Here is a 14,242-nt window from a genome sequence, read left to right as displayed (position 1 = left end):
TTCTTAAGCATTTATTCAGTACCAACTTTGCCATAAGTCATCTCAGGATGTCTTTCAAATGGATGTTTGCTTTCATCGAAAATATAACGCCAAGTAACCAAATGCCTACTTTGTTTGGCGCCAAGACTCTTATAAATATTAATCATTTTCGGATTCCAATCGCCCGCCCAGCCCATTTCGTAGCTATCGTACCAGCCTTTGTGTTGAATAAGCAAAGCACATTCATAAATCATAAAACTATCGATACCAAGTGCTTGATATTTAGGCACCACGCCAAATGCCAAGCCTGTTAATTTTTTACATTGACCCGTTTTTTTCATCCACAGCAAACGCAACTTTTCTATCAACCCAAACTTGCCATTAAAGTGTTTAAAATATTGATTAACGTCGGGGATATTGATAAACATTGCAATAGGTTCTTCTTTGTAATAAGCAAACCATACCATGCGTACATCCATAATTGGTTTCATGGTTTTAAAAAGTTTCAAAACCTGCTCGGGTGTTATTTCTTTAGCCTCGCCATGTTGCGCCCAAGCTGCATTGTACACAATGGCGAAATCGTTGGCATATTTTTCTAATTGATCAAGTGTAGCATGATGTGCGTCGTAGCCAGCTTTAGCTTTAAACTTTGCATGGCGCTCGGGAAAACGAGCCGGCAAAGGATCATCTACACCCATGGTATAAAAATATTGGTTGTAATAATTTTTAAACCCGTAGCCAGTAAATAAGGCTTGGTAGTATGGCGGATTATAAGCCATGCCATAAACAGGCTCACTATCAAAACCTGCCACCATTAAACCCCAGTTTTTATCTCTATCGCCAAAATTTACTGGGCCATCCATGGCTTCGCAGCCTTGGCTTTTTAACCAAGCTTTACCAGTATCAAATAATAAATTAGCTGCTGCTTGGTTATTGATACAATCGAAAAAGCCAACGCAACCTGTGGTAAAATCAGTACCTCTATTAACATAATGGCTATTAGTAAATGCTGCAATACGGCCAATAGTTTTGCTTGTTTCATCTACCAAAATCCAACGCTTGGTATCGCCGTATTTGTAATTTTTGTTTTTATGTCTGTCAAATACTTCCTTCACCTCATTGTCTAAAGGCCTTATGTAGTGTGGATTACCAGCTTGTAGGGTAGCATTAATTTGTAAAAATTCTTTCTCTAAACTAGCACTCGTAACTTCTAATATTTGCATACGAAACCTATTTATACAAATGTAGTGATTGAGGTAATAATTGTTTTAAGAAAGTGGGAATAAGCTATTGAACGATTCTACCTATTAAATGGCTTGCCAAACATTGTTTTAGACCATTATTATGATGATATGTTATAGAATGCCGTTGCTATAAAACAGAAACTTTTATAAGTTTTACAAACAATTGTATAACAATGATAGTTATTGACAGGTAGACATTTGCAATATAAAAAACAATGTTTCACTTCCAAGCTAACTATTACATATATGTCTAACGCCATCATACTTATTTCATCAAGTTTATTTATAGCTGTAGCCATTTATACGCGTAAGAGCAATCGCTATAACAAGCCATAACCTTACTATGCTTCTAATTTGCGGTTATGTATCCTTTTTTTCTTCATTTGCTTATAGTAGGAAGGCGATAAGCCTGTAATTTTTTTAAACTGTGTAGACAGGTGTGCAACACTGCTATAATTGAGCTGAAAGGCAATTTCAGTAAGGGTTAGTTGGTCGTACAGCAGCAATTCTTTTACACGCTCTATTTTGTTGGTGATAATAAATTGTTGAATGGTAATACCTTTTACCTCGGTAAATAAATTAGAGAGGTAGTTGTAATCGTAATCTACTTTTTCGCTGATGTAATGCGAATAATTAATAGCAGGTAATTCGTTCGAGAAATGAATCATTTCAACAATCACATTCTTTACTTTTTCTATCAAAATACTCTTCTTATCGTCTAATAATTCAAGTCCCGTTTTTTAATAAATTTTTCCTGAGTGTTTCGTGTTGTTCTGGTGTAATATCTGCTAATAATTCTACTGCACCTAAATCTACTACCACATGCGGCAAACCCATTTTCTGCAACTCCTCTTCTACCATTGCCTTGCAACGTACACTTACCATGTATTTAATGTATAACTTCATATTTCTGCACTACTATTTTATTTAGGCTAACACTTTTATTTGTGACCAAATACAGCTTCAAGTACTTTTATCATCAACCTCATATAACACTAAAACTGGGTTTACGTTAGCTTTATAGTAATGCGGTAAAAGCAAAATGAAATACAAAACTAGAGGGCGTTTAAAAGATAGACTTACATAATTACAAGTAAATATTACATAATTCACTGTTTTTTCTAAATGATGCAAACCAAATAGCAAAGGATACAATCACAAAAAGCATAAATCCTTCACAGTTGTTATACCATTGAGTTCAACAACTAAAACGCATAACATATTAGTATTCCTTTTACATTCGAAATACTCGCCAGAGCTTCGATGCAGTTTTTTTTCTTTCGATGAGCTCGCCAAAGCTTCGATGCAGTTGTTTTTTGTTTCGATTGGCTTTTTTTTCTTTCGATGTGATTGTTTTTTCCTTCGATTCACTCGCTAGAGTTTCGATGCAGTTGTTTTTTACTTCGATGCGCTCGCCAAAGCTTCTATGCAATTGTTTTTTTTTCGATGCGCTCGCTAGAGTTTCGATGAAGTTGTTTTTTCTTTCTATGCGCTCGCTAAAGCTTCGATGGGATTGTTTTTTCTTTCTATGCACTCGCCAGCGTTTCGATGTGGTTGTTTACATCTACTTTAAATAAACCGTAACGTAAAGAAGCAAATAAGATAGTATACTATATCAAACCCTTTATTGCTTCTTTGCTCTGTGGTTCATTATTGCTTCACATTTAGCCACCAACCATTAGCTGTATTAGCGAATTATTATCTTCTACAGGCCTACAAGTTAGACAGATACATTTTGCTACTTTGCCTAACTTTAAGCAATACTACCTTAATATGAAAGCCTTGTTTCTTTTAGTCACCCTTACATTTACTACCAAGTTATTAATAGCGCAACCAACGCATTATACGGTTGCCAATGCGCATTCACATAACGATTATGTAAACCCCCAACCCTTTACAACTGCCTATCAAGCCCAGTTTGGCTCTATGGAAGCCGATATTTTTTTATGGAACGATTCTCTTATTGTGGGGCATACCTTAAATGATATTAAGTACAAAAGAACCCTTGAGCAATTGTATCTCAATCCTTTGGCAAAGCAAGTAACAGCAAACAAAGGCTATCCTTATAAAGATACATCACGTCATTTGCAACTGCTGATAGATATTAAAACCCAAGCCGTTAACACATTGCAAAGCTTAATTCAGCATTTGGCAAAATATCCGCAACTCATTGCATCTAGCCATATACATATTGTTATTACTGGTAACCGACCAGAGGCAAATGCTTTTGTACAATACCCATCATTTATAATGTTTGATGGCAATATTGGTAGCGATTATAGTGAAGCAGCACTCAGTAAAATTGCCTTATTAAGCGATGATTTAACCAATTATACCAAGTGGAAAGGCAATGAGCCAATACCAGCCAAGGATAAAATGGTTGTAGATGCTTTGGTAACCAAAGTGCATAACCTACATAAAAACATCCGCTTTTGGGCTTCGCCAGATACGGAAATTGCTTGGCAGCAACTGATGCAAATGCATGTTGATTATATCAATACAGATAAAATAGAATTATTAGCAGCTTACCTAAATAAACAATAGTACAAGAGAGACAAAGGGCCTATGCTAACTTCTAAAAAGTGCTATTAGTACAACCATCATGATACAAATAGTAGTAGGTAAAACTGTGAAGATTACTATTTGTTGTGTATAGATTCGCTGTTTTACACAATGGTTCAAATCGTAAAATCATTGTTGCGCTACACTTTTCAATTTTCTTATGCTTATACGGCTTTACTAAACAATGGCTTTTCAGTACTCTGTTGTTGGCTGCGCAACAATCGTAAGTCGAACGCTTTACAAATGTTGCGGATAAAATGCTTACCCAACTCTGTAACCATTAAGCCTGTTTGATTCCATTGCACCAAGCCGTCGGCTGCTAATTTTTCCAGTTCAGGAAACGTAAATGTATTTAGTAATGGCATGTGTTTGCTATGAAACGCCGTACGACCATTACAACTGATGTTGAGGATATAGCGTTTAAATGCTACATCTTCTTCAGTTAAAAAAAAGCCTTTTACCACACTTAGTTGCCCTGAATGTATAGCCTGATAATAATCGTGGATAGTTTTGTGGTTTTGTGCAAAAGCAATGCCTGCATCACTAATGCTCGACACGCCCAAACCAAGCAACATGCCCGTATTTTGGGTAGTGTAGCCCATAAAATTGCGGTGTAGCTTGCCTTTCAATTTAGCAATGTATAAATCATCGTGTGGTAATGCAAAATGATCCATGCCAATATCTTGATAACCATTATCCGCAAATAGTTTTTTGCCAAGCTGATATAACTGCATTTTGGTATCGGTACTTGGCAAATCGTTTTCGTCAAATAAGCGTTGCCCTCTGCTTGTCCACGGCACGTGGGCATAACTATAAAAAGCCACACGGTCTGGCTGCAAGCTGATGGTTTGTAAAATGGTAGCTTCCATACTTTGCAGCGTTTGCTTAGGTAAGCCATAAATCAAATCAAAATTCACAGATTTGTAACCAATACGCCTAGCGGTTTCTGTGGCATGTTGTACATTTTCAAAAGGCTGTATGCGGTTGATAATGCGTTGCACTTCTGCATCATTATCTTGTACACCAAAGCTTACCCGCCTAAAACCAAGATGGTACAAGGTTTGCAAATGGGCTTCCGTGGTATTATTTGGGTGACCTTCAAAACTAAACTCATGGTCTGGATGAATAATGGCATCTTTAAAAATTTGCATCAACAATTTCTCTAAATTTTCAGGAGAAAAAAAGGTAGGCGTACCACCACCAATGTGCAATTCTCTAATCACTGGTTTTTCGGTCATTAATGCCAAATACAATTGCCATTCTTTAATAATAGCTAAGCTGTATTCATCTTCTACACCATGCTGTGTGGTTATTTTTTTGTTACAGCCACAATATGTACAAAGCGATTCGCAAAAAGGTAAATGCAAATACAAGCTAATGCCTTGCGTGCTATTAGTGATGCTAAATTGTTGCTGAAAAGTATGTTTCCATGCATTCACATCAATCCCTTCTTTCCAAAAAGGTACGGTAGGATAACTTGTATAGCGTGGCACAGCCACATTGTATTTGTTCAAAAGATCTAAACTTACCTGCATAGTGTATTATTATGCAGCAAAACTATCTTGGATGAGTGGTGCAGAATATGAGAAAGGTCAGTTTTAGAAATGATATTTAGTGTTCAGTCATTGCATTACTTACAATTGACGGCTGACCATTGACTTCTAATATTGGGCGGTGCTTAATAGCACCAAAGTGCAAGCTTCTATTGGCTCAATGCCATTGGCTTCAGCTAACATGGCCAATTCCTTATTTTCTGTACCTGGGTTAAAAATAAGTCGCTTTGGATGCAGTGATATAATATAATCGTAGTAAGCTGTTTGATTGGCAGGACTTAAATACAGCGTTACCGTATCTACATTGTCAATTGGTGGATGTTCAGTAATAATAGGCGTTGTGTCTATGATGCCCGCTTTAATACCAATGGCAGTAACAGGATGCTGGTGTGCGGCTAACTTTTGCGTAGCTAAAAAACTATATCGCTCAGGATTTTCTGAAGCACCAAGTACAACTGTATTTTTGGGCATACTTTAAAATTTGAGATGTAAGATTTATGATTTGAGATTTTCCTAATTGCAAATCTCAAATCATAAATTTCAAATTGTGCCTAATTTTCAAAAGTGCTATAGAAATATGGTGTTTTTGCTTCAAACTCAGCGCTACAAGTATCTACCATTTTATATACACGGGTAATACCAAGGGCTTTACGTTTTTCATACACTTGATCATCGTTGCAATTGCCTTGTAATACTTTCGCAATTTGTGCATCGCTAAAGCCATTTTTCTTTGCTTCTTTCAGTAAATCTTCTGGCAAGGTTTCTAAGCGATAATTAGCAATATCCTTTTCTATCACACATATCTTTTGTATTTGATACAAAAACCATCTGTCAATACCCGTAGCTTGGGCAATGCTTTTCACTGTACTACCTTGCATCAATGCATCTTTAATACGGAAAATTCTATCCCATTTTGGTGTTTTGATATACTCAACAATCTCCTCACTGCGCATCATGCTTTTACCATAATACCCCAAGCCGATTGCATCATTTTCTAAACTCACACAAGCTTTTTGTATCGCTTCGGTAAAGCTTCTACCAATACTCATTACCTCACCTACACTCTTCATTTGCAAGCCTAATGTATCGTTAGCACCTTTAAACTTATCAAAATTCCAGCGTGGTATTTTTACAATTACATAATCTAGCGCAGGCTCAAAATAGGCCGATGTTGTTTGTGTAATCTGATTTTTCAGTTCATCTAAGCTATAACCAATAGCTAGTTTTGCTGCAATTTTAGCAATTGGGTAACCAGTTGCTTTACTTGCCAAGGCAGAAGAACGGCTTACACGTGGGTTAATTTCCACAGCAATTAATTCTTCTGTTTCTGGGTTTTGTGCAAACTGTACATTACAACCGCCGTGGAAGTTTCCAATGCTACGCATCATCAACATGGCTTGGTTACGCATATCTTGAAAAGCAGTATCGCTCAAAGTCATTGCAGGCGCTACAGTAATACTATCACCCGTGTGCACCCCCATTGGATCAAGATTTTCGACAGTACAAATAATAACAACGTTATCGTTTTTATCACGCAATAATTCAAGTTCAAATTCTTTCCAGCCTAGTACCGCTTTTTCTACCAATACTTCGTGAATTGGTGATGCTTCCAAACCTCTTTTTAAAGCCGCATCAAGTTCCGTTTTATCGTGTACAAAGCCACCACCTGTACCACCAAGGGTAAATGATGGGCGAATGACCAAAGGAAAACCGATTTGTTGTGCAAACTCTTTCCCTTCCAAAAAGCTATTTGCCACATGGCTTGGTGCTACTTTCACACCTATTTTCATCATCAATTGGCGAAACTTCTCACGGTCTTCTGCTGTATCTATTGCTGCTACATCCACACCAATCATTCGGCAATTATATTTTTCCCAAATACCAAGCTCATCTACTTCTTTACACAAGTTCAAAGCCGTTTGACCACCCATAGTAGGCAAAACCGCATCAATCTTATTTTCAGCCAAAATACTTTCGATACTTTCTGGTGTTAATGGCAACAAATACACTTTATCTGCCATCATTGGGTCGGTCATAATAGTAGCAGGATTACTATTAATCAAAATCACTTCAATCCCCTCTTCACGTAAGCTACGAGCAGCTTGTGTACCAGAATAATCAAACTCACAAGCCTGACCAATAACAATGGGGCCAGAACCAATAATTAAAACCGACTTGATAGAATTGTCTTTGGGCATCTCTTATAGCGTGTTATGAATTCGTGTAATTGGTGCAATTCACTTCATCATTGTAAAAAAATTAAATTGTGCAAATGTAAGGGTGCGTAAGAAAAGAAATGGTCATAAATTTTCAAAAAAGCCATTATGGGGATAATAGTTTACTTTAGCCGCCTTGCAACAGCAAGCTAATAGTTGTAGTAGCAACAAATTCGCTCTCCTTCTGTTATCATTACATCAATACAAACACATTTTTTATGGCGGTATTAAAAGAAGGCAGCAAAGCCCCAGCATTTAAAGCAGTTGACCAAAACGGCAAAACCATTGCACTAAAAGACTTTATAGGTAAGAAAGTAATTTTATATTTTTATCCGAAAGACGACACACCAGGATGTACCGCACAAGCTTGCAACCTTAGAGATAATTATCAACTATTGCTTGACAAAGGTTTTGCAATTATTGGCGTAAGCACCGATAGCGTTAAAAGCCATAAAAAATTTGAGGAAAAATACCAATTACCGTTTTCTCTTGTTGCAGATGAAGACAAAAAAATTGTAGATGTGTACAATCTTTGGGGTGAGAAAAAATTTATGGGTAAAACTTATATGGGTACTACACGTACTACTTTTTTAATAGATGAGTTGGGCAAAATCAAAAAAATAATTAGCAAACCCGATACTAAAAATCATACAGAAGAAGTGCTAGCGGCTTGGGATGAAGCTTAATTTTCGCTAGTGCCATTTTTAAAGAGTTTTTCACAAAGGCATGTAATTGATTTGTCTTGGTGAAAAACTCTTTTTACTTTGTGGACAGCCTTAAATACACACCACATGAAACCACTACTACTGCTTTGTTTTTTTTGCGTTTGCTTTAATTACACCTTCTCGCAAAAAATAGATAAGAAACTTACAAAAGAGATTGCTGCCATTTTAAATGGCTTTAAAGGCAATGTAGGTGTGTACGTTCACGATTTAAACAGCAATAAAATGGTTGCCATAAACGCAGATAGTATTTTTCCTACAGCAAGTATGGTAAAAGTACCCATTTTAATAGGCACAATGGATAAAATGCACAAAGGCGAACTGAGTTATCACCAAACCCTTACTTATAAAGACAGTTTATTATACGCAGGTTCGGATATTCTTGGGTCGTTTAAAAACAATGAACCCATTGAGTTAAGTAAAGTTATATTGTTAATGCTTTCTACAAGTGATAATACAGCAAGCCTTTGGCTACAAAGCTTAGCAGGTGGCGGCAAGCGCATTAATGAGATAATGGATAGTCTTGGTATGACTACAACTCGTGTGAATAGCAGAACACCTAGCAGAGAAGCCAATAGAACAGCCTTTGGTTGGGGGCAAACTAGCCCCAAAGAAATGGCCACTTTACTAGAAATGATTGTTAACCACCAAATTATCAGCGATAGCGCTAGTGAAAAAATGTTGCGCTTGTTAGGTAGAAATTATTGGGATGAGCAAGCCATATCACAAATTCCTGCAGATGTATTTGTAGCTAGTAAAAACGGGGCTGTCAATGCAAGTAGAAGCGAGGTGATGTTTGTAAATGGCAAACGTGCTAAATATATTTTTTGTATTTGCACCAAAAACAATACTGACGAAAGTTGGAACACTAACAATGAAGCTTGGGTAATGACCAAAAAAATATCTGCTCTACTGTGGCAGAAATACAAATAACAATTTAGAACTACAGATAGGCAATATGCAACAATCAGCATTTACCAAGAAGCTAATGCATTGGAACGAGGTAGACAACAACCGTCCCATGCCTTGGAAAGGTGAAACAGACCCTTATAAAATTTGGCTCAGCGAAATTATTTTACAGCAAACGCAGGTAAAGCAAGGCTGGGGTTATTATGAACGGTTTATTAGCAACTTCCCTACTGTGCAAGATTTAGCCGCAGCAAAAGATGAAGCAGTGTTTAAATTGTGGGAAGGCTTGGGCTACTATAACCGTTGCAAAAACTTACTCACTTCTGCAAGATTTATTACTAAAGAATTAAATGGTAAATTTCCCAATACCTACGACGACATTGTAGGATTAAAAGGTGTAGGCCCATACACAGCCGCAGCTATAGCTTCATTTGCATTTAATCTGCCGTATGCTGTGGTTGATGGTAATGTGTTTAGAGTTTTGGCAAGAGTATTTGGTATAGATACTGCCATTGATAGCACTAAGGGTAAACAACAATTTACCAAATTGGCCAATAAAGTATTAGATACTAATCAGCCGGGTATTTACAACCAAGCCATTATGGATTTTGGCGCTACTATGTGCAAACCATTTGCACCGCAATGCCATATTTGTCCCTTACAAAGTACCTGTGTAGGTTATCAAAAAGGAAGTGTGAATTTACTGCCTATTAAAGAGAAGGTGCTGACAAAGAAAAGCCGTTGGCTATATTATTTCGTCATAGAATGTGGGGGCAAAACTTTGGTACACAAACGTACCGCCAACGACATTTGGCAAAGCCTGTATGAATTTTATGTATTGGAAGCAAATGAGCAACAAGATTGGACGAAGACACAAGTACAACAATGGTTTCAGCAGCAGTTAAATGTATCAGACGTAGCTTTAATTAGTGTATCGCCTTTACAAAAACAGCAGCTAACACACCAATTAATTAAAGGTCAATTTATAAGCGTGAAAATAGATGCCATACCTAAAACATTGGCACATTACGAATGGGTAAACAATAGCGATATACATACATTGGCTTTTCCAAAATTCATTAACCAATATTTAGAAACGCCTACCGCACAAGGGCAATTATTTTAAAACAACACATTGCTGTAAGCTTCTATTTTATCAAAAACAGCTTTTGCGAATGGGCAAAGTGGCATAATCTTTACGTGCTTTTCACGGGCAAATTCAACTGCTTTGTGTACCAATTGCTTTCCAATACCTTTACCACCAAGCGTTTCGCTTACTTCCGTATGATCGATGATGAACTTACTTGTACCTGCCCACACGTAAGTCATTTCGGCTAAAATGGTATCACCTTCTTGAATGTAGAATGCCCCTTTTTTGCCATCATCTTTTTGTAAAATATCCATAACGCAATTGATTATTTTGATGAAACGAGATACTACAAAGCAGCAATAATCGCTTGTTGAATAGCTACAAATTCTTCTTTACTAAAACTCAATTTTTTATTGCCCAAATTCACATCATCAGGTGCATCTGTAGGTATTAAGTGTACATGTGCATGTGGCACTTCTAAACCAACGGTTATCATATTTACACGATTGCAAGGAAAGACTTTTTCAATAGCATGTGCAATAGGTTTTGCAAATAATAGCAGTTCAGATAAATAGATATCAGGTACATCAAAAATTTTATCTACTTCTATTTTAGGCACCACCAACACATGCCCTTTTTTTACAGGAAAAATATCTAGAAAAGCGATGAATTGCTCGTTTTCTGCGACTTTATAAGCAGGTATTTCGCTAGCAATTATTTTAGAGAAGATAGTCATAGTTGTGAGTAGTGAGTTGTCAATAGTGAATAAAAAGTTATTGATTATTTATTCGAACTCGTAGCCAATATCTCTTCTGTAATTCATGCCTTCAAAATGAATAGTTGCCAATACCGCCTTCGATTTTTCTACTGCGGCTTTAATGCTTTCACCAGAAGCAGTAACCGTTAGTACACGACCACCATTGGTCACCACGCCTTGTTCGGTTTGTTTAGTTCCTGCATGAAACACCATTGCACTATTATCTAGGTTTTTATGACTAAAAGTTATCAGTTTCCCCTTTTCATAATCACCAGGATAGCCACCGCTTACAGCCATTACTGTGGCAAAATAGTCTTCTTTAAAATTAATATTCGCATCTTCTAAAGTGCCGTTATCCATAGCTGCGAATAAACTTAACAAATCAGTATCTAATCTTGCTAAAACCACTTCAGTTTCAGGATCACCCATTCTACAATTGTATTCAATTACTTTAGGCGTGCCGTCGCAATTCATTAAACCAAAAAAGATGAAACCATTGTACACCAAACCTTCTTGTTGCAAGCCTTTTACGGTAGGCAGAATAATAGTTTCTTCTACTTGTTGCATAAATAACTCATCCATAAAAGGTACAGGTGTTACGCAACCCATACCACCAGTATTTAAACCTGTATCGCCTTCACCAATGCGTTTATAATCTTTTGCATGGCCAATAATTTGATAGTCGGTACCATTGGTTAATACAAACACACTTACCTCTATGCCTTCTAAAAATTCTTCAATTACTACTTTGCTGCTTGCATCACCAAACTGCTGATTGATAATCATATTTTCAAATACTTCCAAGGCGTCAGCATGCGTTTCGCTTATCACCACACCTTTACCAGCAGCTAAACCATCTGCTTTTAAAACAATCGGCAAACTATGATTGGTAATATATCGCTTACCTTCTTCAAAATTATCTTTCGTAAATTCGGCATATGCAGCGGTAGGAATATTGTGCCTTTGCATAAACTTTTTAGAAAAGGCTTTGCTACCTTCTAATTGCGCAGCCGCAGCTGAAGGCCCAACCACAAAACCTTTCCACACATCTTTTGATGCTTCCATAAAGTCATAAATACCTTTTACCAAAGGCTCTTCAGGACCAACTACCAGTACATCTATCTTATTATCAATACAAAAAGTTTTAATCGCTTCAAAGTCGGTGATGCCAAGATTTACATTAGTACCAAATTGCTGCGTACCAGCATTACCAGGTGCTATAAATAGTTGATTACAATGGTGACTTTGAGAAATTTTCCAGGCCAATGCATGTTCACGACCGCCACTACCAAGTATTAAAATATTCATATTGTTAGGTTAGTTCAATACAAAAGTAAACCCTGCTTTTGAGAAGAAGTTTTGTTGTTAGGATTTTGTTTGAAATTAATTCCTATTTTCAGCGATATTTTATAAAACCAACTCAAAATCATTTATGAACGATTCTGTAGTGCAAAAAGGTCACCCAAAAGGGCTATATGTTTTGTTTGCCACTGAAATGTGGGAACGCTTTAACTACTATGGCATGCGTGCCATTTTAATTTTGTTTATGACAAAAGCCTTGCTATTTGACAAAGCTTTTGCATCAAACTTATATGGTAGTTACACTGGTTTGGTATATTTAACACCCTTGCTAGGCGGTTATATTGCCGATAGATATTGGGGCAATCATCGCTCTATAATTACGGGTGGTTTGGTAATGGCATTAGGTGAATTTGTGTTATTTTTCTGTAGCAGTGTGTATCACAGCGCACCCCAATTATCTTCAATTTTATTTTTCACTGGTTTAGGTTTAATGATTGCAGGTAATGGCTTTTTTAAACCGAATATTTCGTCTTTAGTTGGGCAATTATACCCAGATAAAGACAACAGAAAAGATGCCGCATACACTATTTTCTATATGGGTATTAATGTGGGTGGCGCTTTGGGGCCTTTTGTATGTGGGCTAGTTGGTGACACCGGCAACCCAGTAGATTTTAAATGGTCATTTTTAGTAGGGGGTATTGGTATGCTTTTGAGCGTATTGGTACAAATGGCTTTTCATCACAAATATGTAAAAGGCCCAACTGGCAAAGTATTGGGACTTGAGCCCGAATCTGCACCTAAAAATGCCACGAATCCCATTGTGGTTTTTGGCGGATTATTACTATTATCGCTAATAACTGTAGCTTTAATTTACATTGATGCCAAAGTATTTAACTACTTGTTTTATTTACTAATCGCTTGTATTTTATTAATTGCTTTTATTGTATTTACCGATAAAGGTTTATCGTCGGCAGAAAAATCTAAAGTATCGGTAATTTTCATTGTATCGTTCTTCGTTATTTTCTTTTGGAGTGCTTTTGAACAAGCAGGTGCGTCATTAACCTTTTTTGCCGATGAACAAACAGATAGGCATCTAGGATTAACTATACCAATTATTTTAGTCCAAATAGTGTCTATTGCAATTCTTTTAGGCTGCTTTTATCTATATAGAAGTATTCAAAAAAGTTTATCAAACGATTTTGATAAAAGATTAAGAATAACCGCTAATTCTCTAATCGCTATTCTAGGTATTGCAATTTTGGTTTCTAATATTTCAATTTTACAAAGCGGAAAAAAAGTTATAGACCTAAATCAGATTCCAGCAAGCTTTTTCCAATCTTTAAACTCTGTATTCGTAGTATCCTTTGCGCCAATTTTTGCTTGGCTATGGTTAAAGTTGGGCAAAAAAGAACCTTCATCGCCTACTAAAATGGCTTTGGGTTTGTTACTATTAGCCATTGGCTATTTATGGATTGCTTTTGGTGTAAACAATGTAGCACCTGGTATTAAAGTAAGTATGATTTGGTTAACGGGCATGTATGCGTTACACACTTGTGGTGAGCTTTGTTTGTCGCCAATTGGTATGTCTTTGGTCAATCAATTAGCACCATTAAAATTCGCCTCTATGTTAATGGCAGTATGGTTTACGGCCAATGCCTTTGCCAATAAATTTGCAGGTGTATTAAGTAGTTTATATCCAGATAAAACGCCAACATCGTTTCTCGGAATTTATCAAATGAACAACCTTTATGACTTCTTTATGCTCTTCGTGGTTATGGCAGGTGTAGCTTCGCTAATTTTATTTCTATTAACTAAAAAACTTCAAACCATGATGAAAGCCTAACAAACTTTTATCATAACTAACCATTAATCAATCGCCCCCATTTGCAGTTGCAAATGGGGGCGATT

General features: G+C 36.7%; 14 protein-coding genes. 5 read left to right on the top strand and 9 right to left on the bottom strand.

What is annotated here, in order from left to right; all coding sequences use genetic code 11:
* Positions 1-11 precede the first annotated feature (11 nt).
* From ACFOW1_RS05295 to ACFOW1_RS05285, 3 genes are all read right to left on the bottom strand, one after another.
* Positions 12-1,202 (bottom strand): hypothetical protein, encoded by a 1,191-nt coding sequence (locus ACFOW1_RS05295; RefSeq protein ID WP_379012687.1) that lies wholly within the window; start codon positions 1,200-1,202, stop codon positions 12-14.
* A 362-nt stretch (positions 1,203-1,564) separates the two neighbouring features.
* Positions 1,565-1,924, bottom strand: coding sequence for a helix-turn-helix domain-containing protein (locus ACFOW1_RS05290; protein WP_379012686.1), 360 nt, complete (start codon positions 1,922-1,924; stop codon positions 1,565-1,567).
* A gap of 25 nt (positions 1,925-1,949) precedes the next feature.
* Positions 1,950-2,129 (bottom strand): hypothetical protein, encoded by a 180-nt coding sequence (locus ACFOW1_RS05285; RefSeq protein ID WP_379012685.1) that lies wholly within the window; start codon positions 2,127-2,129, stop codon positions 1,950-1,952.
* An 867-nt stretch (positions 2,130-2,996) separates the two neighbouring features.
* Here ACFOW1_RS05285 and ACFOW1_RS05280 point away from each other — a divergent pair.
* On the top strand, positions 2,997-3,767 hold the full coding sequence (locus ACFOW1_RS05280; protein ID WP_379012683.1) for an alkaline phosphatase: 771 nt from the start codon (positions 2,997-2,999) through the stop codon (positions 3,765-3,767).
* A gap of 182 nt (positions 3,768-3,949) precedes the next feature.
* Here ACFOW1_RS05280 and hemN read toward each other — a convergent pair whose 3' ends face one another.
* From hemN to carB, 3 genes are all read right to left on the bottom strand, one after another.
* Positions 3,950-5,320, bottom strand: coding sequence for an oxygen-independent coproporphyrinogen III oxidase (gene hemN, locus ACFOW1_RS05275; protein ID WP_379012681.1), 1,371 nt, complete (start codon positions 5,318-5,320; stop codon positions 3,950-3,952).
* Positions 5,321-5,446: 126 nt separating this feature from the next.
* Positions 5,447-5,809: a CoA-binding protein gene (locus ACFOW1_RS05270; RefSeq protein WP_379012680.1), complete on the bottom strand. Its 363-nt coding sequence runs from the start codon at positions 5,807-5,809 to the stop codon at positions 5,447-5,449.
* Between the two features lie 80 nt (positions 5,810-5,889).
* Positions 5,890-7,536, bottom strand: coding sequence for a carbamoyl-phosphate synthase large subunit (gene carB / locus ACFOW1_RS05265; protein ID WP_379012679.1), 1,647 nt, complete (start codon positions 7,534-7,536; stop codon positions 5,890-5,892).
* Positions 7,537-7,772: 236 nt separating this feature from the next.
* Here carB and bcp point away from each other — a divergent pair, with 236 nt between their 5' ends.
* From bcp to mutY, 3 genes are all read left to right on the top strand, one after another.
* Positions 7,773-8,240, top strand: a complete 468-nt coding sequence (bcp, locus tag ACFOW1_RS05260) for a thioredoxin-dependent thiol peroxidase (protein ID WP_379012678.1) — start codon at positions 7,773-7,775, stop codon at positions 8,238-8,240.
* 105 nt (positions 8,241-8,345) lie between these two features.
* Entirely contained in the window at positions 8,346-9,209 is an 864-nt protein-coding gene (locus tag ACFOW1_RS05255) for a serine hydrolase (protein WP_379012676.1), read from the top strand.
* Positions 9,210-9,234: 25 nt separating this feature from the next.
* Positions 9,235-10,311: an A/G-specific adenine glycosylase gene (mutY, locus tag ACFOW1_RS05250; protein WP_379012675.1), complete on the top strand. Its 1,077-nt coding sequence runs from the start codon at positions 9,235-9,237 to the stop codon at positions 10,309-10,311.
* Here the strand turns inward: mutY and ACFOW1_RS05245 are convergent.
* From ACFOW1_RS05245 to purD, 3 genes are read right to left on the bottom strand one after another with little or no spacing between them, the layout of a single operon-like run.
* Positions 10,308-10,589 (bottom strand): GNAT family N-acetyltransferase, encoded by a 282-nt coding sequence (locus ACFOW1_RS05245; RefSeq protein WP_379012674.1) that lies wholly within the window; start codon positions 10,587-10,589, stop codon positions 10,308-10,310. The genes mutY and ACFOW1_RS05245 overlap by 4 nt on opposite strands.
* A 32-nt stretch (positions 10,590-10,621) precedes the next feature.
* A complete protein-coding gene (locus tag ACFOW1_RS05240) occupies positions 10,622-11,011 on the bottom strand; it encodes an HIT family protein (RefSeq protein ID WP_379012673.1) in 390 nt (129 codons plus the stop codon).
* Positions 11,012-11,059: 48 nt separating this feature from the next.
* Entirely contained in the window at positions 11,060-12,340 is a 1,281-nt protein-coding gene (purD, locus tag ACFOW1_RS05235) for a phosphoribosylamine--glycine ligase (RefSeq protein WP_379012671.1), read from the bottom strand.
* A 124-nt stretch (positions 12,341-12,464) separates the two neighbouring features.
* On the opposite strand from purD, the gene ACFOW1_RS05230 reads away from it, so the two are divergent.
* Positions 12,465-14,177 (top strand): peptide MFS transporter, encoded by a 1,713-nt coding sequence (locus tag ACFOW1_RS05230; protein ID WP_379012669.1) that lies wholly within the window; start codon positions 12,465-12,467, stop codon positions 14,175-14,177.
* Positions 14,178-14,242: the final 65 nt, after the last annotated feature.

Origin of the sequence: Parasediminibacterium paludis, assembly GCF_042651445.1 — a bacterium.
Classification (GTDB): domain Bacteria; phylum Bacteroidota; class Bacteroidia; order Chitinophagales; family Chitinophagaceae; genus Parasediminibacterium; species Parasediminibacterium paludis.
The sequence above is the reverse complement of the archived record's forward strand: the minus strand, read 5'-3'. Positions and strand labels throughout refer to the sequence as shown.